This is a genomic window from Primorskyibacter aestuariivivens (assembly GCF_028023675.1).
Taxonomy (GTDB): Bacteria; Pseudomonadota; Alphaproteobacteria; order Rhodobacterales; family Rhodobacteraceae; genus Marinovum; species Marinovum aestuariivivens.
In genome coordinates, this window is sequence record NZ_JAQIOZ010000020.1 from 33,340 (window position 1) to 57,765 (window position 24,426).

General features: G+C 62.6%; 19 protein-coding genes and 1 pseudogene. 11 read left to right on the plus strand and 9 right to left on the minus strand.

Annotated elements, in window-relative coordinates; all coding sequences use genetic code 11:
- Positions 1 to 98: 98 nt before the first annotated feature.
- The gene (locus PGB28_RS17810) at positions 99 to 977 is read right to left on the minus strand and encodes a DMT family transporter (protein ID WP_271422884.1); all 879 of its coding nucleotides are present in this window, start codon (positions 975 to 977) and stop codon (positions 99 to 101) included.
- A gap of 104 nt (positions 978 to 1,081) precedes the next feature.
- Positions 1,082 to 1,492: a Fur family transcriptional regulator gene (locus PGB28_RS17815; RefSeq protein WP_271422885.1), complete on the minus strand. Its 411-nt coding sequence runs from the start codon at positions 1,490 to 1,492 to the stop codon at positions 1,082 to 1,084.
- A 338-nt stretch (positions 1,493 to 1,830) separates the two neighbouring features.
- Here PGB28_RS17815 and PGB28_RS17820 point away from each other — a divergent pair, with 338 nt between their 5' ends.
- The 7 genes from PGB28_RS17820 to prfB all read left to right on the plus strand — a co-directional run bounded on the left by PGB28_RS17820 (position 1,831) and on the right by prfB (position 11,416).
- Positions 1,831 to 3,120, plus strand: coding sequence for a DEAD/DEAH box helicase (locus PGB28_RS17820; protein ID WP_271422886.1), 1,290 nt, complete (start codon positions 1,831 to 1,833; stop codon positions 3,118 to 3,120).
- Between the two features lie 139 nt (positions 3,121 to 3,259).
- Positions 3,260 to 5,104, plus strand: a complete 1,845-nt coding sequence (locus tag PGB28_RS17825) for an ABCB family ABC transporter ATP-binding protein/permease (protein WP_271422887.1) — start codon at positions 3,260 to 3,262, stop codon at positions 5,102 to 5,104.
- Between the two features lie 103 nt (positions 5,105 to 5,207).
- Complete coding sequence (locus tag PGB28_RS17830) at positions 5,208 to 5,636, plus strand: hypothetical protein (protein ID WP_271422888.1); 429 nt, start codon at positions 5,208 to 5,210, stop codon at positions 5,634 to 5,636.
- 110 nt (positions 5,637 to 5,746) lie between these two features.
- Entirely contained in the window at positions 5,747 to 6,160 is a 414-nt protein-coding gene (locus PGB28_RS17835) for a lysozyme inhibitor LprI family protein (RefSeq protein ID WP_271422889.1), read from the plus strand.
- A 94-nt stretch (positions 6,161 to 6,254) separates the two neighbouring features.
- Positions 6,255 to 7,481 carry an N-acetylmuramoyl-L-alanine amidase gene (locus PGB28_RS17840; RefSeq protein ID WP_271422890.1) on the plus strand — a complete coding sequence of 409 codons (1,227 nt, stop codon included), beginning with the start codon at positions 6,255 to 6,257 and terminating at the stop codon, positions 7,479 to 7,481.
- A 110-nt stretch (positions 7,482 to 7,591) separates the two neighbouring features.
- The gene (locus tag PGB28_RS17845) at positions 7,592 to 10,108 is read left to right on the plus strand and encodes a penicillin-binding protein 1A (protein ID WP_271422891.1); all 2,517 of its coding nucleotides are present in this window, start codon (positions 7,592 to 7,594) and stop codon (positions 10,106 to 10,108) included.
- 180 nt (positions 10,109 to 10,288) lie between these two features.
- Positions 10,289 to 11,416 (plus strand): peptide chain release factor 2, encoded by a 1,128-nt coding sequence (prfB, locus tag PGB28_RS17850; RefSeq protein WP_271422892.1) that lies wholly within the window; start codon positions 10,289 to 10,291, stop codon positions 11,414 to 11,416.
- Between the two features lie 62 nt (positions 11,417 to 11,478).
- On the opposite strand, the gene PGB28_RS17855 is transcribed toward prfB, so the two are convergent.
- From PGB28_RS17855 to PGB28_RS17870, 4 genes are all read right to left on the minus strand, one after another.
- Positions 11,479 to 13,680 carry a hybrid sensor histidine kinase/response regulator gene (locus tag PGB28_RS17855; RefSeq protein WP_271422893.1) on the minus strand — a complete coding sequence of 734 codons (2,202 nt, stop codon included), beginning with the start codon at positions 13,678 to 13,680 and terminating at the stop codon, positions 11,479 to 11,481.
- The gene (locus PGB28_RS17860) at positions 13,667 to 14,872 is read right to left on the minus strand and encodes an FIST N-terminal domain-containing protein (RefSeq protein ID WP_408636277.1); all 1,206 of its coding nucleotides are present in this window, start codon (positions 14,870 to 14,872) and stop codon (positions 13,667 to 13,669) included. Before PGB28_RS17860 ends, PGB28_RS17855 begins: the two co-directional genes overlap by 14 nt.
- A gap of 91 nt (positions 14,873 to 14,963) precedes the next feature.
- Entirely contained in the window at positions 14,964 to 15,662 is a 699-nt protein-coding gene (locus tag PGB28_RS17865) for a response regulator (protein WP_271422895.1), read from the minus strand.
- A gap of 191 nt (positions 15,663 to 15,853) precedes the next feature.
- Complete coding sequence (locus PGB28_RS17870) at positions 15,854 to 16,837, minus strand: type I glyceraldehyde-3-phosphate dehydrogenase (protein ID WP_271422896.1); 984 nt, start codon at positions 16,835 to 16,837, stop codon at positions 15,854 to 15,856.
- 226 nt (positions 16,838 to 17,063) lie between these two features.
- Between PGB28_RS17870 and dctP the strand changes: the two are divergent.
- The 3 genes and pseudogenes from dctP (at position 17,064) to PGB28_RS17885 (ending at position 20,179) form a co-directional block, all read left to right on the plus strand.
- Positions 17,064 to 18,081, plus strand: a pseudogene (gene dctP, locus PGB28_RS17875) (TRAP transporter substrate-binding protein DctP).
- Between the two features lie 65 nt (positions 18,082 to 18,146).
- Positions 18,147 to 18,776: a TRAP transporter small permease subunit gene (locus PGB28_RS17880; protein WP_271422897.1), complete on the plus strand. Its 630-nt coding sequence runs from the start codon at positions 18,147 to 18,149 to the stop codon at positions 18,774 to 18,776.
- 5 nt (positions 18,777 to 18,781) lie between these two features.
- Entirely contained in the window at positions 18,782 to 20,179 is a 1,398-nt protein-coding gene (locus tag PGB28_RS17885) for a TRAP transporter large permease (protein ID WP_271422898.1), read from the plus strand.
- 53 nt (positions 20,180 to 20,232) lie between these two features.
- On the opposite strand, the gene PGB28_RS17890 is transcribed toward PGB28_RS17885, so the two are convergent.
- From PGB28_RS17890 to ftsY, 3 genes are all read right to left on the minus strand, one after another.
- Positions 20,233 to 20,841 (minus strand): inner membrane-spanning protein YciB, encoded by a 609-nt coding sequence (locus PGB28_RS17890; protein ID WP_271422899.1) that lies wholly within the window; start codon positions 20,839 to 20,841, stop codon positions 20,233 to 20,235.
- A gap of 13 nt (positions 20,842 to 20,854) precedes the next feature.
- A complete protein-coding gene (locus PGB28_RS17895) occupies positions 20,855 to 21,757 on the minus strand; it encodes an EamA family transporter (RefSeq protein ID WP_271422900.1) in 903 nt (300 codons plus the stop codon).
- 97 nt (positions 21,758 to 21,854) lie between these two features.
- Positions 21,855 to 23,129, minus strand: a complete 1,275-nt coding sequence (ftsY, locus tag PGB28_RS17900) for a signal recognition particle-docking protein FtsY (protein ID WP_271422901.1) — start codon at positions 23,127 to 23,129, stop codon at positions 21,855 to 21,857.
- Between the two features lie 90 nt (positions 23,130 to 23,219).
- Between ftsY and PGB28_RS17905 the strand changes: the two genes are divergently transcribed.
- Complete coding sequence (locus tag PGB28_RS17905; RefSeq protein WP_271422902.1) at positions 23,220 to 24,170, plus strand: lytic transglycosylase domain-containing protein; 951 nt, start codon at positions 23,220 to 23,222, stop codon at positions 24,168 to 24,170.
- The last annotated feature ends 256 nt before the right edge of the window (positions 24,171 to 24,426 follow it).

Below are 24,426 nucleotides of genomic sequence, written 5' to 3' on the forward strand. Positions count from 1 at the left end.
AGACGATGAATTTGGCCGCGCTATAGCAGAGTGCTTTGACGGAGGGAACCGTCTTTGTTAGCGCTAACGTTTATCCGCCCACATGGTTGCGCAAACACTCATGCGGCGGATGGCCGCTGTCGGACGTGGCGCTCACGCCAAAGCGTGTAAAGCCCCGAGGCCATGATGATGCCCATCCCGGCCCATGTTGCCGCGTCGGGCCGCTCGCCAAACACTGCCATGCCAATGGCCAGCGCAAAGATCATCCGCGAATAGCGAAATGGTGTGACAAAAGACACCTCGCCAATGCGCATCGCGGTGACGATCATGAAATAGGCCACCAGCCCGACCGAAATCGCGGCCAGAAGGATCATCCCGATCCGCAGATCCACCGGGGCAGGGGCATCGCCTGCCAGCGCCATGAGGATGGCGCCCGTCGGGATGAGCATCAGGAAAGCCTGAAAACTCACCTGCATCGAGGTGATATCGGCGGTGACCCGGCGCGTCGCCAGATCGCGCAGGGCCAGCCCCAGCATGCCGATCACGGCAAAGAGCGAGGCAGGCACAAACCCCTCCAGCCCGGGCCGGATAATCACAAGCACGCCCGCAAATCCAACAAGGATCGCCGACCAGCGCCGCCAGCCCACCACCTCGCCCAGAAACAGCGCCGCGCCCAGCGTCACCACCAGCGGCGTGGCCTGAAGGATGGCCGAGGCCACCGAGAGATCGATGGTGGTGATGGCGGTGACAAATCCCAACGTGCCGATCACCTCGGCCCCGTTGCGCAGCAAAAGCGGCGCGCGCAGCATGGCGCGCGGAAACAGCCGCCGCCGCTGCGCGATGCAGACCCCGCCAAAGGCAAGCGCGCCACCCGCCCCCAGAAGGATCAGGATCTGCCCCACCGGCAGAGCCCCGGCCATCAACTTGATGCACATGTCCTCGATCGCAAACCCGGCCATGGCCAGCACCATCAAAAGCGCACCGCGCAGATTTTCCATCGCGACCTCGGATCACAGCACGGATCCCGTGCTTCTTCTGTTTGAAAATACCTCGGGGGAGTCCCGAAGGGACGGGGGCGGAGCCCCCAACTTCCCTTGCGGCCTTACTTGCGGATCGGCACGCCGTAAAGCTCCAGCCGATGTCCGATAAGCTTGTATCCCAGCTTTTCGGCGATCTTTTCCTGTAACGCTTCGATTTCAGGATCGACGAATTCGATCACCTCGCCGGAATGCATGTCGATGAGGTGGTCGTGATGGTCGCGCTCGGCATCTTCGTATCGTGCGCGCCCGTCGCCGAACTCCAGCTTGTCGAGAATGCCCGCCTCCTCAAAAAGCTTCACCGTGCGATAGACCGTGGCGATGGAAATATCCGCATCACGCGCCGAGGCGCGGGTATAAAGCTCTTCCACATCCGGGTGATCGTCGCTGTCCTCGATCACGGCGGCAATCACCTTGCGCTGGCCGGTCATGCGCAGGCCCTTGGCCTCGCATCTCTCCAGAATGGTCTGCCCCATGATCGCCACTCGCCCCGTTTCATGACCCCGGTCGTTCCGGCTCCGGGTCTAGGCGATTTGCCGGGCCACGAAAAGACCAAGCTGGGGAGCGGGACTTGACTTTATGTCGCAAAGCGCGCACATGCCCCACAGCGAAGTCCACTGCCGCGTGAGCAGAGGGTGCCACAGACGCACCCGCAATATGGACCGCGACTGTTCCCAAAATCACGCGTGGGGCCAAGGTTTCTGACGATTGCGGGACATTCGGTTCCGTGAAAGGTCGGCGGCCCACCACGATGCTCCGCGAGAAACGGGGCGACCTGCGTCTGGGCCAATGCCCCGGCGCGAAAGGACATATTTTGACTCAATTCGACATGATGGGCCTGCCCAAACATCTGCAGACCCGCCTGGCCGCCATGGGCCTGACTGAACCCACTCCGATCCAGAGCCGCGCCATCCCGGTTGCGCTTGACGGGCGCGACGTGATGGGCCTGGCCCAGACCGGCACCGGCAAGACCGCGGCCTTTGGCCTGCCGCTCATGGCGCAGCTTCTGCAATACGGCAAGAAGCCCGAGCCCAAGACCATCCGCGCGCTTGTTCTGGCCCCTACACGGGAGCTGGCCAAGCAGATCACCGAGACCATGCGCGCACTGGCCGAAGGCACAGCGATCAAGACCGGCATGGTCGTCGGCGGCCAATCCATCAACGCCCAGATCAACCGCCTGTCGCGCGGCACCGACCTTTTGGTGGCCACGCCCGGCCGTCTCATCGACCTGATGGACCGCCGCGCGCTGACGCTTGAGGAGACCGCCTTTCTGGTGCTGGACGAGGCCGACCAGATGCTGGACCTTGGCTTTATCCACGCGCTGCGCCGCATCTCGGAAATGGTACCGGCGGATCGCCAGACCATGCTGTTCTCGGCCACCATGCCGAAACAGATGAACGAGATCGCGCAATCCTACCTGCGCAATCCCCAGCGGATCGAGGTCACGCCTCCGGGCAAAGTGGCCGACAAGATCACGCAGGCCGTGCATTTCGTCCCCAAATCGCACAAGGCAACGCTTCTGGCGGAACTGCTCGACGGGCACCGCGATGAACTGGCGCTGGTGTTCTGCCGCACGAAACACGGCGCGGAAAAGCTGATGAAGGGGCTCGCGGGACAGGGCTTTGCCGCAACTTCGATCCACGGCAACAAAAGCCAGGGCCAGCGCGACCGTGCTCTGGCGGCGTTCCGCGCGGGCGACATGCGCGTGCTGGTGGCCACCGATGTGGCCGCGCGTGGCATCGACATCCCTGATGTGCGTCATGTCTACAATTTCGACCTGCCCAATGTGGCCGACAACTACGTGCACCGCATTGGTCGGACCGCCCGCGCGGGCCGTGACGGCGCGGCGATTGCGTTCTGCGCGCCCGAGGAAATGGGCGAGCTGAAAGCCATCCAGAAAGTGATGAAGCTTTCCATCCCGGTGGCCTCCGGTCGCCCGTGGGAGGACATCACCCCGCCCGAAGGCGGCAACAAGCCCAAGGGTCGTGGTCGTGGTCGCGGCCGTCCGGGCGGCGGTTTCGCTGGCAAACCCGGCGGTAGCGGCAAACCTGCCAATCGTCGCCGCAAACCCGGTCAAGGGCGCGGCAAACCGCAAGCGGCCTGATCCGAACCGAGTGGCCGAAATCGCCGCGCAGCCAGACATAAAACTGGCTGCGCGGCGCGCCAAACTGGCTGACCCGGCCACTCTGGTCATTCCGGGTCCAAGCGCCTAGATGTGAGCCTCGCATAGCAAGGCCCGTCAGATGACCAGTTCCCAGACCAATCCCGATCCGTCTCAAACAAATCAGGCCCCCGATGCGGCGCAGATCGCGGCTGAAGAACGCCGGTCGGGATGGCGCACCATTCGTCGGGTGGCCCCCTATCTCTGGCCCGAAACGCGCCGCGACCTGCGTGTGCGCGTGGTGCTGGCCATGCTGACGCTGGTGCTGGCCAAGGTCGTGACGATGCTCACGCCGTTTCTGTATAAATACGCGGTGGACACGCTCTCGGGCGAGGCGTCCGACCTGCTTTTGGGCGCGGTCGGGCTGACCGTCGCCTATGGCATGGCGCGGCTTTTCATGAACGGCTTCAACCAGTTGCGCGACGCGCTTTTTGCCGCCGTGGCGCAACAGGCGCTGCGCCGTCTGGCGCTCGAGACCTTTACCCATATTCACCGCCTGTCGCTGCGCTACCACATCACGCGCAAGACCGGCGGGCTGTCCCGGATCATTGAACGGGGCGTCAAGGGCGTGGAATTCCTTCTGCGCTTCCTGCTGTTTTCGGTGGGGCCTTTGGCGCTGGAACTCATGCTGACGTCGCTGGTGCTCTTTTTGTGGTTCGATGTCTGGTATCTGGCGGTCATCGTGCTGACCATCGCGGCCTATGTGCAGTTCACCTTCAAGGTCACCGAATGGCGGGTGAAGCTGCGCCGCGAGATGAACAAGCAGGACACCGATGCCAATCAAAAGGCCATCGACAGCCTGCTCAATTTCGAAACGGTCAAGTATTTCGGGGCCGAGGCGCGCGAGGCGCGGCGCTATGACATCTCCATGGCGGGATATGAGCAAGCCGCGCTCAAGACCTCTTATTCCTTGGCCTTCCTGAATTTCGGGCAGGCGCTTCTGATCAATGGCGGGCTGGTCGCGGTGATGGTCATGGCGGCGATGGGCGTGCAGCGCGGGGAACTGACCGTGGGCGATTTCGTCATGGTCAACGCCTACATGATCCAGATCACCATGCCGCTGAATTTCCTTGGCACCGTCTATCGCGAGATCCGCCAGGCGCTGGTGGATATGGGCGAGATGTTCGACCTTTTGGAACAACCCGCAGAAGTCACGGACAAGCCCGGTGCAAAAGACATCGACATTCGCGGCGGCGAGGTCCGGCTGGACAATGTGGCCTTTGGCTATGATCCGGCGCGGCCCATCCTCAAGGGCGTCAGCCTGACCGCAGGTGCGGGGCAGAACGTGGCCATTGTCGGCCCCTCGGGTTCGGGCAAAAGCACCATCGGGCGGCTCTTGTTCCGGTTCTACGATGTGTCGGGTGGGTCGCTGAGCATTGACGGGCAGGATGTGCGTGACATCACCCAGGACAGCCTGCACAAGGCGGTGGGCGTGGTGCCGCAGGACACGGTGCTGTTCAACGATACGATCCGCTACAATATCGAATATGGTCGCGAAGGCGCGAGCGAGGAAGAGATCATTGAGGCCTCCAAATCGGCGCAGATCCATGACTTCATCACCTCGCTGCCCGAAGGTTATGACACGATGGTGGGCGAGCGCGGGCTGAAACTCTCTGGCGGTGAAAAACAGCGCGTGGGCATCGCGCGGACCCTGCTCAAGAACCCGCCGATCCTGCTTCTGGACGAGGCGACATCGGCGCTCGACACCGAAACCGAACAGGAAATTCAGGGCGCGCTGGCCCGCGCGGCCGAGGGGCGCACGGTGCTGATGATCGCGCACCGGCTGTCTACCGTGGCGGATGCGGACCTGATCGTGGTGTTGCAGGACGGCGAGATTGTCGAGCGCGGCACGCATTCCGACCTGCTGGCCCGCGACGGACGCTATGCCAGCCTGTGGCGGCGGCAGCAGGCCGAGGAAGCGGCGTAATTCCGCGTGTAATGCGCGTCATTAAACAATTTTAGCGCGAATCGTGGTATCCTGCGCGCGGGCACCTGATATTTTTTGCCCGTTTTTTTGACAGGAGATTACCATGAACAGATTTTCCCTCGCCATCTGCGCGGCGGCGTTTTCCATTGGGTCCGTAGCCCATGCCGACATGATCGACGATTTCGGCAGCATCGAAGACAGCGTCAATGACGTGATGCTCGAAGAGATGGAGCGCATCGTCGTCGATCTCAACGAACGTATTCCGATCCTCGATTGTGGTTGCCCGCATCTGTGCGAGATGCTGGGCGTTCTCGCCCGCAGCGGGGCCACCGGCGACCGGGCGCAGGGCGGGCTGCTCAAGGCGCTGGTCAAGGATCAGGCCGGTGGCATCGAAATGGCCATCGACAATGGCGGCAAATTCAATGCCGAGATCATGGGATCGGTGTCGGTCAAGATGGATTATTCCGAGAAATTCGACCCCGAGGCCGTGACCGGGTTGCTCAAGAAAGCCGGGCGCGCGGTGCTGCGCTGACATGACAAACGCCTTGCGCGGCTCACGTCCGCGCGAGGCCCACTTGCGCCGACCCGCGGCCCATGTGTTATCCTCGGACCTGGCAGGGGCCTGCCAATTCGAGGATTGTCATGTTGAAATTCTTTCCCATCGCGCTCATTGCTCTGGGCATCTCCGCCGCCGCGGCACAGGCGACCGACCGCTATGTCGACGGGCCAAGCTTTCCCTGTGGCGGGCGGCTGACCCCGTCCGAACACGCGATCTGCCATGATGCCTATCTGTCCGAACTGGATCGCACCATGGCGCGTCATTATTATATCAAACGCGATCTGTCCGGTCACCGCGCGCGCAAGGCGCTGCAAAGCGATCAGAAGCTCTGGCTGCGCTGGCGCGATACCTGTGGGGCCGGGGTCGGCTGTCTGGCGCGGCGTTATGAACAGCGTATTCTCGACCTCGTGCCACGCGACCGGCTGCCGCCGGGCTTTGGCTGTGGCGGGGCGGGGCGGTTGACCGGGAGGCATATGTTGTTGCCGCCCAAAGGGTGACCGCGGGTGACCGCGATTTGATCGCCAAAGCGGATGCAGAGCCAAGCTGGCGCTGCTATACTGGCGGCAGAATCCATAAGCCGAAAAGAGGCACATGAGCAGTTCCTTCCTCAGAGCGTTTGCGCTCTTGCTTTGCATTCTGCTGGCACCGGTGGCCCGGGCGCAGACCCAGGAGTTTGGCGCGCTGGCCCGTGTGATCCCCGATGAGACATCGGTGCGCGACCGGCGCGGCGGCGCGGTTGAGCTGAGCTTTGGGCTGAGCCAGGGGGTGCCATGGCGCGCTTATACGCTGGCCAATCCGGACAGGCTTGTGCTGGATTTTCAAGAGGTTGACTGGACCGGCCTCTCACCTGACAACTTCTCGTCCGAGACCATCGCAGCGGTGCAGTTTGGCGTGTTGCGCCCCGGCTGGTCGCGCTTTGTGGCCGAGCTGTCCGGCCCGCTGGGCGTGGAGACCGCGGCGCTCTTCGTGTCCCCCGAAACTGCTGCCGCGCGGCTTGAGATCCGTTTGGAAGAGCTTGACCGCGCGACGTTCAACGCCCGGACCGGGGCCGCGCCCGATGCGCGCTGGGTCCTGCCCGAACCGGGGATGCGCGCCGCGCCGCAAGCCGGGCGCGACCGGCTGGTTGTCATGCTTGATCCGGGTCACGGCGGTATTGATCCCGGTGCCATCCGCCACGGCCAGTCCGAGGCCGACCTGATCCTGCAACTGGCCTTTGATATCGAAGAGGCGCTGCTGCGCGCGGGGGGGATCGACGTGGTCATGACCCGGCGTGATGATGTCTTTGTCTCGCTTGAGGGCCGCGTGGCCATGGCGCGCGACAGTGGCGCGCATCTGTTCATCTCGCTGCACGCCGATGCGCTTCAGGAGGGCGTGGCGCATGGGGCCAGCGTCTACACTCTGTCCGAGACCGCCACCGACGAAGCGACCGCTGCGCTGGCCGAACGTCATGAGCGCAGCGACCTGCTGGCGGGCATTGACCTGAGCGGGTCGGACGATGTGGTGGCGCAGGTGCTGATGGATCTGGCGCGGCAGGACAACGCGCCGCGCTCGACCATGCTGGCCAAGGCGCTGATCGGCGGGATCGAGACCGAGGTCGGCCATGTCCACAAACGCCCGCTGCGCTCCGCCGGATTTTCGGTGCTGAAAGCGCCCGATATCCCGTCCGTGCTGGTCGAGGCCGGGTTCCTGTCTACCGATGAGGACCTGAAGAACCTTCAGGACCCCGGTTGGCGCGCCTCCATGGCACGTGGCATTCGCGACGGCATCCTGGCCTGGAGCTTGGCTGATGCAGCCGTCGCGCCGCTGAGGCGGAAATGATGGGCAAGCTGCGACGCCATGGGCTGAAAACAGCCCAAGATGACAGGTCTTGTGTTTTGACGCGGGCGACCCCCGGTCTTATATAGAGCGCCTAACCAGAGGAGCCCTGCGTGCTACGGTTCATCCTTTCTTTCTTCGGCGGTATCTTCACGCTTGTGACCATGGGGCTTGGCGTCGTGGCGCTGTCCATTGGGGCCGTGTTCTGGATCTATGGCCAGGACCTGCCCAGTCACGAATCCCTGTCGCAATACAAACCGCCGACGATCAGCCGAATCTATTCCACCGAAGGGCGCATCATCGACGAATTTGCCAAGGAACGGCGCCTTTTCACCCCGGCCGATGAGATCCCCGATCTGGTCAAGCACGCCTTTATTTCGGCCGAGGACAAGAATTTCTATTCCCATGCGGGGTATGACGCGCGCGGCATCATCGCCGCCGCAGTGGAGGCCGTGCAGTCGCGCGGGCGCAATGTGCGCGGCGCCTCGACCATCACGCAGCAGGTCATGAAGAACTTCTTGCTCTCCGGCGACCGGCGGGTCGAGCGCAAGATCAAGGAGATCATCCTCGCCACGCGGCTTGAGGAGAGCCTGCCAAAGGACCGCATTCTGGAGCTGTACCTGAACGAGATTTTCCTCGGTCAGAACTCCTATGGCGTGGCCGCTGCGGCCCAGACCTATTTCAACAAGACTTTGGGTCAGCTCGAACCGCATGAAGCGGCGTTCCTTGCCTCGCTGCCCAAAGCTCCGTCCGATTATCACCCGGTGCGGCGCAAGGAGCGGCTCTTGCAGCGCCGCAACTTCGTTCTCAAGGAGATGATGGAGAACGGCTATATCTCCAACGCCGTCTATGCACAGGAAGTGGCCCAGCCGCTGCGCTCGGTGCAGAATGGCGATTTTGAGAGCTTCAAGACCGCGCTGCCGCCGCGCGACTATTTCACCGATGAAATCCGCCGCCAGCTGTCCGAGGATTTTGGCGAGGGTGAGTTCTTTTCCGGCGGTCTGACAGTGCGTGCCACCATCGACCCCGAGATGCAGGTGATCGCGGCCCATGCGCTGCAAAAACAGCTTGAGGATTATGACCGGGGGCTGGGCGCATGGCGCGGCACCGGCAAGAAGATCGATGCGGGCAAGCTGGACAACTGGCAAGAGGAGCTGGCCAATGTGAAAGTCGCCCGCGACATCACGCTGGATAGCCAGTGGTATCCCGCCGTGGTGCTGGAGGTGCAGGATCAGTCACTGCGGCTGGGCATCGAAGATGTGGACCCCAACGAGAACGCCCCGCATGTGGTGCCGCGCAAGGACATTGCCTGGATCAAGGGCGATTTCTTTGACAATTTCGAACCCGGCGACGTTGTGCATGTGCGCAAAATGACCGAGGGCGACAATGGCGAGGGCGCGTTCATCCGCTGGACCCTGCGTCAGGTGCCCGAGGTGCAGGGCGGGTTCATGGCGATGGACGTCAATACCGGCCGTGTGATCGCGATGCAGGGCGGGTTCTCCTATCAGAACTCAGTCTTCAACCGCGCGACACAGGCCCAGCGTCAGCCCGGCTCGTCCTTCAAACCCTTTGTCTATGCCTCGGCGTTGGACAGCGGCTATACCCCCGCGACCATCGTGATCGACGCACCCATTGAGATCGACACACCCCAGGGCGTCTGGCGGCCCAAGAACGCGTCGAACCAGTTCTATGGCCCGACACCGCTGCGCACCGGGATTGAACGGTCGCGGAACCTCATGACCGTGCGTCTGGCACAAGAGGTCAGCATGGAGGTGGTCGGCTCCTACGCGGAACGCTTTGGGGTCTATGATTACCTCAACCCTGTGCTGGCCAATTCGCTGGGTTCTCAGGAAACCACGCTTTTCAAGATGGTTGCGGCCTATGCGATGTTTGCCAATGGCGGCGAACGTGTGGAACCCACGCTTGTTGACCGTGTGCAGGACCGCTACGGCAAGACGGTCTACCGTCATGACCCGCGCGACTGCACCGATTGCGACGATCCCACCATTGCCGAGACCCGCAGCCCCCGTATCGTGTCCGACCGCGAACGGGTGATGGATGCGGTGACCGCCTATCAGCTCACCTCGATGATGAGAGGGGTGGTGGACCGCGGCACCGCTTCGCGCCATGTGAACCTTCCGGTGCCTACGGCTGGCAAGACCGGCACCACCAACGACGCCAAGGATGTGTGGTTCGTGGGCTTCACCTCGAATATCGTCGCGGGCTGCTATATCGGCTATGACCGCCCGCGCTCCTTGGGGCGCGGCGCGTCGGGTGGCGGGTTCTGTGGCCCGGTGTTCCAGCGCTTCATGAGTGAGGCGATCAAGAGCTATGGCGGCGGCAAATTCCGCGTGCCGGAGAATTGCGAATTCATCAAGATCGACCGTTTCTCGGGCGCGCGCCTGTCTCCGGATGCAAGTGGCGACAACGTGGTCACCGAATGTTTCCGCGAGGGCGAAGAGCCGGTGTTCGGCATCATGTTCGACGGTGGTTTTGCGATGGGGTCCAACTTTGACCTGATCGTGCCGGACGGGCAGGGGCCCAAACAGGTCACCACCTCGACCGGCAAAAAGGCCATCGTTGGCCCCAAAGCCAGCTTTGGCACGCTTAGCTCGGGCGGGCTGTACTGAGACAGGCCAGCGGGGCGCAGGGGTATGGCGGCTTTAAGGGATGGAGCCGACACTGAAGCGAAGAACACAGGGCCGCGCCCGGCGTTACGCAGATGGGGGGCTTCGCCCCATGCTCGCGTCTTGTTCCCACCCGGCAGGCTTGATATCAGGCAATCCTTACTCTTTGGAGCCGAATACACCATGCGCGCGGAAATCGAAAACAAAGTCGCCGAGATCGAAAAATCGCTTGAGCTGCTCGCCCAACGGATGGACTACGAAACCGCCCCGCATCGGCTTGAGGAATTCAACGCCATGACCGAGAATCCGGATCTGTGGAACGATCCGGACAAGGCGCAGAAACTCATGCGCGACCGGCAGGCGCTGATGGACAAGGTGTCGACCTACGAGACGATCAAGCAGGATCTCAGCGACAATATCGAGCTCATTGAACTGGGCGAGATGGAAGAGGACAAAGAGGTCATCGCCGATGCCGAGGCGGCGATCTCGGCGCTGGCCGTCACCGCCGCCGCGAAAGAGCTTGAGGCGCTGCTCGATGGCGAGGCGGACAGCAACGATACCTTTCTTGAGATCAACGCGGGCGCCGGCGGTACTGAGTCCTGTGACTGGGCCTCCATGCTGGCGCGGATGTATGTGCGCTGGGCCGAATCCAAGGGCTACAAGGTCGAGCTGCAATCCGAGCAATCGGGTGACGAGGCGGGGATCAAATCCGCCGCCTACAAAATCTCGGGCCATAATGCCTATGGCTGGCTGAAATCGGAATCGGGCGTGCACCGGCTGGTGCGCATCTCGCCCTACGATTCGGCGGCCAAACGGCATACGTCCTTCTGTTCGGTCTGGGTCTACCCGGTGGTGGACGACAATATCGAGATCGAGGTGAACCCGGCCGATATCCGCATCGACACCTACCGGTCCTCCGGCGCTGGCGGCCAGCACGTGAACACCACCGACTCGGCCGTGCGGATCACCCACCACCCGACGGGCATCGTGGTGACCAGTTCCGAGAAATCCCAGCACCAGAACCGCGACATTGCCATGAAGGCGCTGAAATCGCGGCTCTATCAGTTGGAACTGGACCGGCGCAATGCCGATATCAATGCCGCGCATGAGGCCAAGGGCGATGCGGGCTGGGGCAACCAGATCCGGTCTTACGTGTTGCAGCCCTACCAGATGGTCAAGGACTTGCGCACCGGGCACGAGACCTCGGATACCAAGGGCGTGCTCGATGGCGATCTGGACGCGTTCATGGCTGCCACGCTGGCGATGGATGTCTCGGGCAAGAGCCGCGCCGAGGCGCAGGGCGAGGAGTAGAGCATGTCGCGCAAAAGTGGGAACCGGTTTTGCGCTCCTCGGACATGCTCTAGGCCCGCGTTCTAACTGTTGGCGACCTCTTCGAGAAACAGGTCAAGATCGGCCATGTTGATCGGTTTGTTCAGCAGGGTCACGTCCATCCGTCTGCAGGTCTCCTGCAACACCTCGCAGCGCAGGGCTGAAATGATGCGCACCGGCAAGCGTCCGTAGCGTTCGGTGATTTCGCGGAACAGTACGGTGCCGGTCATCCTGCCGCCCAACTGCTCATCGAACAGCAGTGCGTCAGGCGTGATTTCCAGCTCTTCAAGAAGTTCCAGTGCGGTTTCGGCGTTGGGCGCTTCGATCACGTCTGCACCGCTGTTTTCCAATGTCATGCTCAGCGCGCGGCGCAGGTTTTCATCATTCTCGACAAGAAACACCACCCGCCCCTTGACCGTGGCCGGGCTGCGCACGGCGCGCTGCGGTGGCTTGAACACGGTGCCCAGGACAGTGCCGACCATCGGCACCGTCACGGCAAAACAGGTGCCGCGCCCGGGTTGCGAAGTTAGCGAAATCTGGTGGCCCAGCCCGGCGCAGGCGCGCTCCACGATGGCCAGCCCCAGCCCCAGCCCCTCGGAGGCAGAGGCCGGTGCATCCAGCCGCGCGAATTCCCGGAACACCTCGTCCTGGAACTCTTCGGGAATGCCGGGGCCGGTGTCCCGGACCTCGATGCGCAACGCGTCGCCGTCGCGCCGCGCGCCCATCAGGATCTTGCCGGTCTGGGTATAGCGCACCGCATTGCCCAAAAGGTTCTGCAGGATGCGGCGCAGATAGCTGGCATCGGACATGACCGTGGCTCGGGTGTCCACAATGCGCAGGCCAAGCCCCTTTTGCGCCGCCAGCGGTTCCAGTTGGTGACGCAACCCGTCGAACAGGGTCTGCAACGCAACGGGACGCACCTCGAACGCGGCTTGTCCGCTTTCGAGCTTGGAGATGTCGAGCAGTGCTTCGATGATGTTCTCGACCGAGCCCAGCGCCGACATCACCTTGTCCAGCGTCACTTCGTTCGCGACGTTGCTTTGCGTCCCCTCCAGCGATCCCAGGAACAGTTTAGCGGCCGAGAGCGGTTGCAGCAGGTCGTGACTGGCGGCGGCGACAAAACGGCTTTTGGAGGCATTGGCACGCTCGGCAGCGCTCAGTGCGGCGGCAAGCTCGGTGGTGCGCTCGGCCACCCGCGCCTCCAGCCGCTCGTTCATTTCCTGCAACACGCGCGCCGCGTTGCGTTCGGCGGTGACGTCGGTAAAGCTGATCACAAAGCCGCCATCCGGCAGGCCTTGGGCAAAGGCGTCGAGCACCAGCGCATTGGCCTGTGCGACCTCAAAGCGCAGCGCGCCGCGATTTATCCGGCGCGTGGCCCAGTCCAGCAGGCGCTTGCGCGACATGCCCTGAGACAGGGTGAAATCCTGCGGCAGATGCCCCACCAGCGTGGCAAACCGCGCGCCCAGCTGGATGCGGTTCATCGGGATCTTGAGCAGTTCCGCCACCCGCGCATTCCAGCCCAGAAGCTGCGCCTCTTCGTCAAAGATGCAGACTCCCTGATGCAGGTGCTCCAGCGTCGCTGCGATCAGCCGGGCCTGTTTGTCCTGCAACCGCGCGCGTTCCTCGCGCTCCAGCCGAATGAGGTCGGTCACGTCGGTTTGCAGCACGACGGTGCCCTGCGATTCCGTGCGCCGCTCGGACACTTGTAACCACATGTCCTGTTTCAGCCGGACATTGAACATGGCGTTGCGGTTGCGATGGCGGCTCTTGCGCATCGCGGCCCAGCCAGCAGAGGTTTCCCCGTCCGGCAGGGCGAGATAGGCGCTCTGGCTGACAAGTTCCACATAGCGGTCAAAGGCGATGCCGGGGACCAGCTTGCCCGCGATATCGCGCATGTCCTGGCAAAAGCGCGAGTTGCACAGCACCAACGTGTCGGTGTTGTCGAACAGCGCAAAGCCTTCGTTCACCGACTCGATCGCCTCGGTCAGATAGGCGCGCGCGGCCTCGGTCTCGGCGTTTGCCTGTTCCAGCCGCAGGTTGCTTTCCTGCAAAAGGTTGAGCGCCTGTTCCAGATCGCGGGTGCGGCTGCGTACCTGGTCTTCCAAAAGCGCCGCGCGTTCGAACTGCGCATAGGCAAGGCCGGACGGGTCCTTTTGCCGCTCCACGCGCCGCATGAGTGACTGCGCGATGCGCATCAGCTTTTCGTTCTGGCGCTCGAGGCTGTCGTTGTTGTTAATCAGGGTCATCGGGGTGGTCCGTCTGTTCCGGATCATCCGGGGCCGGGGGATAGATGGCAACGCCGGTCATCGTATGATTGACGTGCAAACCACCCGATTGCTCGCCATAGGTGCTGAAGCCGCGTACATTATGCGCCCTGAGCACCTCTGAGACCTTGTGCAATTGCTGGCGCTGGCCCGCTTCCAGCCGTCTCAGGATGCAGTCACAGCCCAGAATGGCCTGCGGTTCCTGATCCTCGGACAGCCGCGACAGTTCCCGGTCCAGATGGCTCGCCATATCCTCGGACTCCGCCAGCGTCAGCACCATGCCGTCATCGATGGCGGAAAAGAACACCAACTCGCCGGCTTCGTTGACCCGTTGAATGGCCCGGACATGGTGGCGCGCGCCGACCTGTACGACCACCGGATGCGCGGCAAAGGTGAACTGGTCAAGCTGCTCGGGCATCTTGCCGACGATGCGGGCATATTCTCGCGCCGCAGGTTCGGCGTTGATCTCGCGCACGATCCGGTGGCGCGGGTCGGCATCGGTCACCACCATTTTCACATCCGTGGGCGACAGGTGATTGAGGCTGAAGACCTTGATCGGGCAGGCGCTGCGCACCACCGACATGATGGCCGCGTTTTCCATCACTTCGCCGTCCAGCGCGATATAGGTGTGCCGGAACTCCGTCCCATCACCGGCAGAGCCGCCAAAAAGCTGCATGCTGCCAAGTCCCGGTGCCAATGCCCCGGTCAGTTCGTCCTCGCGCAGCGACAGGCCATCCACCACGACAAAGGCGAATTCAGACGCGAAATCCGGCGCCTCTTCTTCCAGCGCAACGCGGGTCCGGATCAACCGGTCGGTTTCGGATTGCGGGTTGTCCCAATTGCCCAGGTCAATGGCATAGCAGCAGGTCCTGAACTGCGACGTGCCAAAGGCCAGCGCGACGATCTGGTCCTCTTCATATCCCGTTTCGCCGATCTCACCGGCGGTGGTGCAGGCCACCACGTGTTTGGCGCGCAATTGCGCACTCGCCTCACGTGCAAGGGCAGGGAAATCCGCCCGGTTGTTGATGAACAGCAACACAAGTTCAAAGGGCCCGGGGCCGAGCCCTGAGCGAAGTGCGCCAACGGGGTCCGCGACATCTATCCCAACCTGCGTGCGGCACAGGTCGGCCTTGTCTCCTCCCTTGGCGGTCGTTGGTTTTGTGTGACCGTCCAATTCATCCGACCTCTGGGATCAGTTGCCAAAGCTTAATGCGCCGATGCGCACAAGACAATGCACTGCTTTGCCGTCAGGCGAGGCCCGCCCGTCAGGCGTGGCGCGCCTCGGCGGTGGGCAGGATTTCGGAAAACCGGGCTTCCTGGGCGACCAGTACGGCCTGTGTCCGGCTTTGCACGCCAAGCTTGCGCATGATCGCGGTCACATGGGCCTTGACCGTGGTTTCGGCAATCGACAGGTCAAAGGCGATCTGCTTGTTCAGCTTGCCCTCGCAGATCAGTTGCAGGATGCGCGATTGCTGATTGGTCAGCGAGGCCAGCCGGTCAAAGGCGTCATTCTGCCCGCCTTGCTCGGCACTGCCGGGCACAAAACTGTCAGGGGTAAAGGTTTCGCCATTGCTGATCGCGGTCAGCGCGCGGTGGAATTCCTGGCGCTGGCTGTGTTTCGGCACGAAACCCGACGCTCCGGCGGACAGGGCCTGTGCGATCATCTTGTTGTCGGCCATGGAGGAAACAACCACCACGGGGCATTGCCCCAGCGCGCTTTTCAGCCGGATCAACCCGTCCAGCCCGTTCACGTCAGGCAGGTTCAGGTCCAGCAGGACCAGTTTCGGCCGAAAGCCGGCTTCGATTTGTTCGATTGCTTGTCCCAGGCTGGCGGCGGTGCGCACATCGGTCTTGTCGCACAGGGACCGAAGCGTCAGAACCAATGCATCGCAAAACAACGGATGGTCATCCACGACCAGCGCCTGTGACGGACAAGCGGAGGCGCTCAGCGTTTCCTTGTCCATGTTACCTCTCTCCCTCTGCGTAGTTTAGTCTAGGATGGGAAAATCCAAAGGTCATTTGGCCAAAGGTCGCATAAATTGTGGGAAATAAGGGCTTTGCGGTCACATCGCGTGACCTTGCCTTTTCTGGGAAATGGGGCGCAGGCCTTTGTTCTCCGGTGAAATTTTCGGAATTTTCTCCGTCGGACCGTTCATCAGCGCATCGCGCCCATGCGTCGCGCCATATCCAGCATGCGCGCTGAAAAGCCCCATTCATTGTCATACCATCCAAAGATGCGCAGCACGCCGCCCAGCGAAACCGATGTCTCGCGGCCCGACACGATCAGGCTCTCCGGCCGGGCGCGCAGGTCGGTCGAAACAAGCGGCATCTCGGTATATCCAAACAGGCTAGGATCAGCGGATCGCACCAGCGCATTGAGCGCCTCCACGGTGACCGGATCGCGGGTCTGCACGGTCAGGTCGATGGCCGAGACGCTTGCGGTGGGCACGCGGATGGCGCGTGCCTCGATGCGGTTTTTGAGATGCGGCAGCACCACGCCGATCAACTGTCCTGCGCTTGTGGTGGTGGGCACCATGGACATGGCCGCCGCGCGCGAGCGCGACAGCGATCCGCGCGGCGCATCCACCGTGGGCTGGGACCCGGTATAGCAATGCACCGTCGTCATATGGCCGGACAAAACCCCCGCCGCCTCATCCAGCAGTCGCAAAAGAGGCGCCAGCGCGTTGGTGGTGCAGGAGGCGTTGGAGATGACCGGCTGATCGCGCAACAATTCCTGATTGGCCCCCAGCACGATCGTGTCATCGGCGGCGGGCGAGGGGCCCGAGATCAGCACCCGGCCCGCGCCCGCGCGCAGGCCCCGCTCGGCCACCGCGCGCGTATTGGCCTTGCCGGTGCATTCCATCACGATATCCACCCCTGACAGATCCAGATCGCTCAGATCGGCGGCGTGATACACCGGGATGGAACGGCCCGCGGCCTGCAACTGACCGTCACGCCCCTCAACGCCGCCGGGAAAGGGGCCGAAGACGCTGTCATAACCGAACAGGTAGGCACAGGTCTCAAGCGGGGCGATATCATTGATGCCGGTGATCTCGATATCGGTCTCGCCGTTCAACACCATGCGGGTGATCGTGCGTCCGATCCGGCCAAAACCGTTGATAAAGATGCGCAGGGCCATGATGTGTCTCCGGTCAGGTCAGCACCTGTGACTTAACCGAAGGTCACGGGGCATCGCCAGCCCCTGATCTGCCTCTGAAATGAAATTTGATCAAATTTACACGCGGGGCGTCGCTCGGTTTTGACCCTACGTCAATAGGGCGGGCACAACACTTGCCAGACCGGGCATGGGTGATGCGATCACGCATACAACGGCGGGCAAACCGCCACCCAAGGGAGGAAAATTCATGAAACATGTCACGGCCAAACTGGCCGCTACCGCCATTATTGCGTCGATCGGTGCCGAAGCTGCGGCCACGGAATGGAATGTCTCGGTCTGGGGCAAGCGGCGCGCGTTTACCGAACATATTGAAAAGCTTGCCGAACTGGTCTCCGAGAAAACCGGTGGCGAGTTTACCATGAATGTGAGCTATGGCGGGCTGTCCAAGAACCGCGAAAACCTCGATGGCATCTCCATCGGCGCGTTTGAAATGGCGCAGTTCTGTGCCGGCTATCACCGGGACAAGAACCGCGCGATCACCGTGCTGGAACTGCCCTTCCTCGGCGTTGAGAACCTTGATCAGGAAGTGGCGGTGAGCCACGCGGTCTATGAGCATCCGGCGGTCAAGGAAGAGATGGCGCAATGGAATGCCGAGATCATCATGACCTCGCCCATGCCGCAATATAACCTTGTCGGCACCGGCGAGCCGCGCGACACGCTGGCCGCCATGGAAGGCATGCGGGTGCGCGCCACCGCTGGTCTGGGCGAGGCGTTCAAGGCCGTGGGCGCGGTGCCAACCTCTGTGACCGCGACCGAGGCGAATCAGGCGATGGAATCCGGTGTCGTGGACACCGTAGCCTTTGCCCAGCACGCGCATCTGTACTTTGGCACGATCAATCAGGCCGATTGGTGGACTGCAAACCTCAACCCCGGCACGGTGAATTGCCCCGTGGTGGTGAATATCGACGCTTACGAGGCGCGTCTCGGACGCCGAGCGCGAGGCGCTGGACAGCTCGATCCCCGAGGCGATTGATCATTACCTCGCAAACTACGCCGAGCTTCTGGGCCGCTGGGATGCGGTGCTGGAGGAAAAGGGTGTGCAGAAGGTCACGATCTCGGATGAGGTGCTGTCCGAGTTCCGCGCCAAGGCCGCCGATCCGGCGCGCGAGGCCTGGATCGCGGACATGAGCGCACAGGGGCTGCCCGCGCAGGAGCTTTATGACCTTGTGACCTCGACGCTTGAAAAAGCCAAGATGAGCAACTGATCACAGTTGCCGAATGACGGGCTGCCCGAATGGGTGGCCCGTTTTCAGAACAGGGAGGGGCAGGCATGGCAGGATCATCACCGGTCTTGGAAGACGACAGCCTGATCAGCCGTCTGGACAGACGTCTGTTGGTGCTGGAGCGGTTCTTTGCGCTTCTCTCGGGCATTGCAATCTTCATGCTGATGGTGCTGGCCGTGCGGTCTGTGGGCGGGTGGGCATTCTTCAATGCGCCCCTGTCTGGTTACGTGGACTGGATCGAGGCGGCGATGCCTCTGATTGCCTTCATGGGCATCTCTTATGTGCAGCGCGACGGCACCCATATCCGCATGGACATCCTTGTCAGCCAGCTCCGGGGGCGGGCGCTGTGGCTGTTTGAGCTGATCTCGATGGTGCTGGTGCTGCTCTTGATGATCGCGCTGGTCTGGGGCAGCTGGGCGCATTTCCAGCGCAGTTTTGATTTCGGCGCACCGCTCTGGAGCCGCGACAGCTCCATCGACATCGGATTGCCGATCCGGCCCGCCAAGCTTTTGGCACCAGTGGCGTTCAGCGTGCTGTGCCTGCGGCTGGCATTGCAGGTCTGGGGCTATGGCCGCGCGCTGGTCAAGGGGCTGGAGGCCCCGGTGGCGGTGCCGCTGGTGATGGATGCGGCGGCGCAGGCACGGGCCGAAGCCGAACAACTGGCCGAGCGGGAGTAGGGCGCATGGATCCGATCGAGATTGGCCTCTGGGTCACGGGCGGCATGCTGCTCATGGTGGTGCTGGGCATGCGGGTGGCCTTTGCCGCCGCATTGGCCGGGCTGGTGGGGCTGTTCCTTGTGTTCTGGGCCAAACGCGACTTTGACCCCGAGCGGATCGGCTGGGCGATCACTGTCGCAGTCAAAACCGCCGGACAGGTGCCGCATTCCAAGGTCGCGTCACAAGCGCTGTCGCTGATCCCGACCTTCATCCTGATCGGGTATCTGGCCTATTACGCCGGGCTGACCCGGGCGCTCTTTGAGGCGGCGAAACGCTGGATCGCATGGCTGCCGGGCGGGCTCGCGGTCTCCACCGTGTTTGCCACGGCGGGATTTGCCGCCGTGTCGGGCGCGTCGGTGGCCACGGCGGCGGTGTTCGCCCGCATCGCCATCCCCGAGATGCTCAAGATCGGGTATAACAAGCAATTCGCCGCCGGTGTGGTGGCGGCGGGCGGTACGTTGGCCTCGCTTATCCCACCCTCTGCCATCCTCGTGATCTACGCTATCATCGTCGAACAGGACGTGGGCAAGCTCTTGCTTGCGGGATTCATCCCCGGTGCGTTTTCGGCCATCATTTATGCGATGTTGATCGTGGGGATTGCGGTGATCTTCACGAATGTCGGCCCGCCAGTGGGCGGTTTCACATGGCGCGAACGTTTCGCGAGCCTGCCCGAAGCGCTGCCCATCGTGATGGTCGTCGTGATCATCATTTTCTTTGTTTACAACCCCTTTGGCGACGCCTGGGGCACGCCGACCGAGGGCGGCGCAGTGGGCGCGTTCATCGTGTTCTGCATGGCGCTGTGGAAGGGCATGCGCTGGAAAGAGCTGAAATCGGCGCTTCTGGAGACCGCCAAGCTCACCGTGATGATCTTTACCATCATCTGGGGCGTGCTGATCTATGTGCGCTTTCTGGGCTTTGCCGACCTGCCGGGGGCGTTTTCCGACTGGATCACCTCGCTCACCGTGTCGCCGATGCTGATCCTGATCTGCATCCTTCTGGCCTATGCGGTGCTGGGCATGTTCATGGATGCGATCGGCATGCTGCTCTTGACCCTGCCGGTGGTTTACCCGGCGGTCATGGCATTGAATGGCGGTGAATATGTGTCCGCCGCGGACAGCGCCTTTGGCATGTCGGGGCCGATGTGCGCGATCTGGTTCGGGATTCTGGTGGTGAAAATGGCCGAGTTCTGCCTGATCACGCCGCCCATCGGGCTCAATTGCTTCGTGGTGGCGGGGGTGCGCGACGATCTGAGCGTGCAGGACGTGTTCAAAGGCGTCACGCCGTTCTTTATCGCGGACGGGATCACCATCGCGTTGCTGGTGGCGTTTCCGGCGATTGTGCTGTGGCTGCAGTCACTGGCGTAAAAACGATTTCTTTGGAAGAAATCGGTCCGAAATCTTTTAAAGATTTCGGTGATTTATGCTTCGTCGTCCTCAAACTCCATATGCTTGTGCAGGGCGGCGAACTGCGCCCAGATGAACAGGAACATGGCGATGGGAAAGCCGAAGGTTTCGATCTTGACCCAAAGGTCCGTGCTGAGCGTGCGCCAAACGATCTCGTTGCCGATGGCCAGCACAAGGAACATCAAGGCCAGTCGTCGGGTCAGGATCATCCATCCCTCATCCGACATGGGCACCGCGTCCGAGAGCACATAGGCCAGGTAGCTCTTGCCGCGCACCAGCCCGATGCCGAGCAGCAGCGCGAAGAAGCCGTAAACCAGCGTGGTCTTCATCTTGAAGAACCGCTCGTCATTGAACCAGGCGGTGAGCGCGCCGAAAAAGATCACCATGATCGCGGTGAAGACCTGCATGCGGCTGAGTTCCCGGGTCAGCGCCCAGAGCACACCCATGGCGGCCAGCATGATCGGCACAAAGACCACCGTGGCGACGATAAACCCGGAATATTCCGTGCCGCCAAAGGTGAAGACCTTGTCCTTCCACAGCAGATAAAGGCCGAAAAACGCCAGCGGCGGGCCCAGTTCGAGCACCTGTTTCAGGAACGGGTTGATCTGTTGTTTCTCGGCCATCTGGATCCTCGGTTTATCCGCCCATCTCAACTATCACAGCCCCCGCTGCAATCAACGCCATAAGCGCGATCCTGCGTGGCCCCACGGTTTCGCGCAGCACCAGCCAGCCGATGAGCGCGGCAAAGACGGTGGAGGTCTCGCGCAGCACCGCCGCCTCTCCCACCTTGTCCAATCGCGTGGCCAGCATGATCGAGCCAAAGCTGGCAAAGGCGATCAGCCCGCCGATCCCGCCGCGCAGGAGCAGCGGCGGCAATTCCGGGCGATGGGTCATGTTGCGCCAGCGCAAAGCCGCGAGGACCGGCATGGCGATCCCGTCGATCATGAAAAACCAGGCCAGAAAGGTGAAAGGATCGGCGGTGGCGCGGATGCCATAGGCGTCATAGGTCGTGTAGAGCGCCACGAAAAGCCCGGTGGCCAGCGCCAGCATCAGCGCCGCGGGCAGCGTGTCACGCGCGGTTTCGAGGAAAATCAGGTTATAGACGGCGAGGCCGAAAATGCCCGCGAGCAGGACCGCGACGCCCAGCCATTGGATGGGGGTAAAGGTCTCGCCAAAGATCAGGTAGGCACCGATCACCGCAAAGAGCGGCCCGGTGCCACGGACCACCGGGTAGACGACCGTATAAGCGCCCTTGGTATAGGCCTGCGCCTGCAGGAGTTTATAGGCGGTGTGGATCACGAAAGCGCCTGCAAAGATCACCCACATATGCGGCTCGGGCCATGGCACGACAAAGAGCGCGAAGGGCGCGGCCATAAGCCCGTAAGAGGCATCAATCGCGCCGCGCGACAGCCAAGGGTCGTGACGGCCCTTTTGCAGCGCGCCGAAGACCGCGTGCAGGAAGGCGGCGGACACCGCGAGGATCAGGGCCAGTTGGTGGCCGTCTGCGGTGCCTTCCAAAGAGATCAGCCAGGCGCTCATGGTATATTGCATTTGGGGGCGCTGCCCCCGTCGCGCGGTCGCGCGACTCCCCCGAGGTATTTTGAAACAGAAGAAGCAGGGAGGTGCCGCATCATGCTCAGCGGTCGAGCCCGGTGAGCGCGGCGGCGAATTCTTCGGGATCAAAAGGTGCCAGATCGTCGATCTGTTCGCCCACGCCGATGGCATGGATCGGCAGGCCGAATTTGTCGGCCAGCGCCACCAGCACGCCGCCCTTGGCGGTGCCGTCGAGCTTGGTCATGACGAGGCCCGAGACATCGGCCAGTTCCTGGAATGTCTTGACCTGTGACAGCGCGTTTTGCCCTGTCGTGGCGTCCAGAACGAGCAGGGTGTTATGCGGCGCATCGGGGTCTTTCTTGCGAATGACGCGCACGATCTTGGCCAGTTCCTCCATCAGGTCCTTGCGGTTCTGCAGCCGCCCCGCCGTGTCGATCATCAAAAGGTCCGCACCGTCGCGCGCGGCCTGTTCCATGGCGTCAAAGGCAAGGCTCGCGGGGTCCGAGCCCTCGGGCGCGGTCAGCACTGGCACGCCGGCGCGTTCGCCCCAGACCTGCAGTTGTTCCACCGCGGCGGCGCGGAACGTGTCGCCCGCGGCGATCACCACATTCTTGCCCGCGGCGCGGAACTGGCTGGCCAGTTTGCCGATGGTTGTGGTCTTGCCCGAACCGTTCACACCGACCACCAGTACGACCTGCGGCTTCTTCGCATAAAGCGGCAGGGGTTTGGCCACCGGCTCCATCACGCGGGTGATTTCCTGCGCCAATGCGCCCTTGATTTCATCCACCGAGAGTTTCTTGCCATAGCGCCCCTCGGCCATGTTGCCGGTGACGCGCAGCGCGGTGTCCACGCCCATATCCGAGGCGATGAGCAGTTCTTCGAGCTGTTCGAGCATGTCGTCGTCCAGCTCGCGGCGCAGCACTTCTTTCTGCGCGCCACGCCCCAGAAGACGGCCCAGAAGGCCGGGTTTGGGCGCGGGCGTCTCTGCCGGGGTCGTGTCGGGAATTTCGATCGGGGTCGGGGCGGGCGTTTCCCGCGGCGGTTGCGGTGCCTCCTCCGGCACCTCGGCGGGGGCTGGAATCTCCACCGGAGCCTCAGGGGCCGGGTCCGGTTCAGGCTGAGGGACCGGGACAGGCGTCGGTTCCGGCTCTGGTTGCGGTTCCGGTTCCGGTTCCGGCGCGGGGTCGGGGACCGGCGTTGGCGCAGGATCGGGTTCGGGAGCCGGGGCAGGATCTGGCGTGACCTCGGGATCGGCGGCGCTTACCTCGCCCCCATCCTCGACAATCGCTTCCAGCCCCTGATCCAGCTTGGACGAGGACTTGAACAAACGGTCCTTGAGTTTCCCGAAAAACGACATGGGCGGTCTCCTTTGTCCGTGACGTATAACTTTCCTGTCACAAGGAAAAGGCCCGGTTGACTTGAGGTCTGCGCTCTTCACAGTAAAGCCATGAAAATCTGGGTGGCCTGTTGTCTGGTTCTGGGCCTTTTGTCCGGCCCTGTTTTTGCGCGCCCGAGTGAGGATGCGCCGGGTAAGCTCTGTTCGCGCGGTGCGTTCGGACCGGTGGAATGTATCCGCGCCGCGCATTTCGTGCATGATGTCTGCCAGTCCATCGAGGTTCAGGCGCTGCGCCACGGGCTGGACCCGGCGTTTTTTGCGCGGCTTTTGTGGCAGGAAAGCCGGTTTGACCAGAATGCGCTGAGCCATGCCTATGCCATGGGGATTGCCCAGTTCATCGCCGCAACGGCGGAGAAACGCGGGCTCCGGGACCCGTTCAACCCGGCGCAGGCCATTGAACATTCGGCACAATATCTGGGTGAGCTGACCCGGCGCTACGGCAATCCCGGGCTTGCCGCGCTGGCCTATAACGGGGGCGAAGAGCGCGCCGACTTGTTCCTCAAGGGCAGGGGGCTGGCGCAGGAAACGGTGGATTACGTGATCATCATCACCGGGTTGCGCGCCGAGGACTGGCGCGACGACCCGCCCGGGATTCGCGATTACCGGCTCGATCCTGTGCTGCCGTTCCGCGAGGCCTGTCACGAACTGGCCACGGGGCGGCGGGTGACGCCCTTGACCGATATCGTCTTTGAGCCCGACAAATCCGCCCGCAGCCTGCGCCCGCGCGCGCGACCGGTGCCGAAACTGGCCAAATGGGGCGCGCAGTTCGCCTTTGGCAAGACCGAGGACCGCGCGCAGTCCAATTACGACCGTGTCACGCGCGCCTGCCGCCGCACGCTGACCGGCAAGCGCCCGGATATCATCTATGTCAAGAGCCGGGTGCGCGGGCGGCCGGGTTATTACATGGCGCGGGTCAGTTCCATGGATCGGGACGAGGCGGATGATATTTGCGATGCGGCGCGTAAACAGGGGTGTACCTGCGCGGTGTATAAGAATTGGTAGCGCGTGGGCGCCTCCGGGGACTTGAGCCGTATGAGGTGGGTGCTGCGGGGTATGTCTTCAGGGGCTGAATGTCTGGAAAGAGCCCAGGATGCCAGCCCACCATTCGATGTGCCCACGCCCGCCAGCGTCCAAGAGCCCGATTTCTTCAAAAGAAATCGGTCCGGAAACTTTGAAAGTTTCTGGCGCATTGGTCCGCTCCTTCCGCACTATCGTCATCGCCCCCCGCATGCCAGACGATCTCAGGAGACGCGGCATG

Excerpts from the sequence above, each read along its gene's own strand:
- PGB28_RS17885 (WP_271422898.1), top strand. The coding sequence starts at position 18,782 with ATGGATCCGATCGAGATTGGCCTCTGGGTCACGGGCGGCATGCTGCTC.
- PGB28_RS17865 (WP_271422895.1), bottom strand. The coding sequence starts at position 15,662 with ATGGACAAGGAAACGCTGAGCGCCTCCGCTTGTCCGTCACAGGCGCTG.
- ftsY (WP_271422901.1), bottom strand. The coding sequence starts at position 23,129 with ATGTCGTTTTTCGGGAAACTCAAGGACCGTTTGTTCAAGTCCTCGTCC.
- PGB28_RS17825 (WP_271422887.1), top strand. The coding sequence starts at position 3,260 with ATGACCAGTTCCCAGACCAATCCCGATCCGTCTCAAACAAATCAGGCC.
- PGB28_RS17835 (WP_271422889.1), top strand. The coding sequence starts at position 5,747 with ATGTTGAAATTCTTTCCCATCGCGCTCATTGCTCTGGGCATCTCCGCC.
- PGB28_RS17830 (WP_271422888.1), top strand. The coding sequence starts at position 5,208 with ATGAACAGATTTTCCCTCGCCATCTGCGCGGCGGCGTTTTCCATTGGG.
- PGB28_RS17905 (WP_271422902.1), top strand. The coding sequence starts at position 23,220 with ATGAAAATCTGGGTGGCCTGTTGTCTGGTTCTGGGCCTTTTGTCCGGC.
- PGB28_RS17890 (WP_271422899.1), bottom strand. The coding sequence starts at position 20,841 with ATGGCCGAGAAACAACAGATCAACCCGTTCCTGAAACAGGTGCTCGAA.
- PGB28_RS17895 (WP_271422900.1), bottom strand. The coding sequence starts at position 21,757 with ATGAGCGCCTGGCTGATCTCTTTGGAAGGCACCGCAGACGGCCACCAA.
- PGB28_RS17815 (WP_271422885.1), bottom strand. The coding sequence starts at position 1,492 with ATGGGGCAGACCATTCTGGAGAGATGCGAGGCCAAGGGCCTGCGCATG.
- prfB (WP_271422892.1), top strand. The coding sequence starts at position 10,289 with ATGCGCGCGGAAATCGAAAACAAAGTCGCCGAGATCGAAAAATCGCTT.
- PGB28_RS17810 (WP_271422884.1), bottom strand. The coding sequence starts at position 977 with ATGGAAAATCTGCGCGGTGCGCTTTTGATGGTGCTGGCCATGGCCGGG.
- PGB28_RS17880 (WP_271422897.1), top strand. The coding sequence starts at position 18,147 with ATGGCAGGATCATCACCGGTCTTGGAAGACGACAGCCTGATCAGCCGT.
- PGB28_RS17870 (WP_271422896.1), bottom strand. The coding sequence starts at position 16,837 with ATGGCCCTGCGCATCTTTATCAACGGTTTTGGCCGGATCGGACGCACG.
- PGB28_RS17840 (WP_271422890.1), top strand. The coding sequence starts at position 6,255 with ATGAGCAGTTCCTTCCTCAGAGCGTTTGCGCTCTTGCTTTGCATTCTG.
- PGB28_RS17855 (WP_271422893.1), bottom strand. The coding sequence starts at position 13,680 with ATGACCCTGATTAACAACAACGACAGCCTCGAGCGCCAGAACGAAAAG.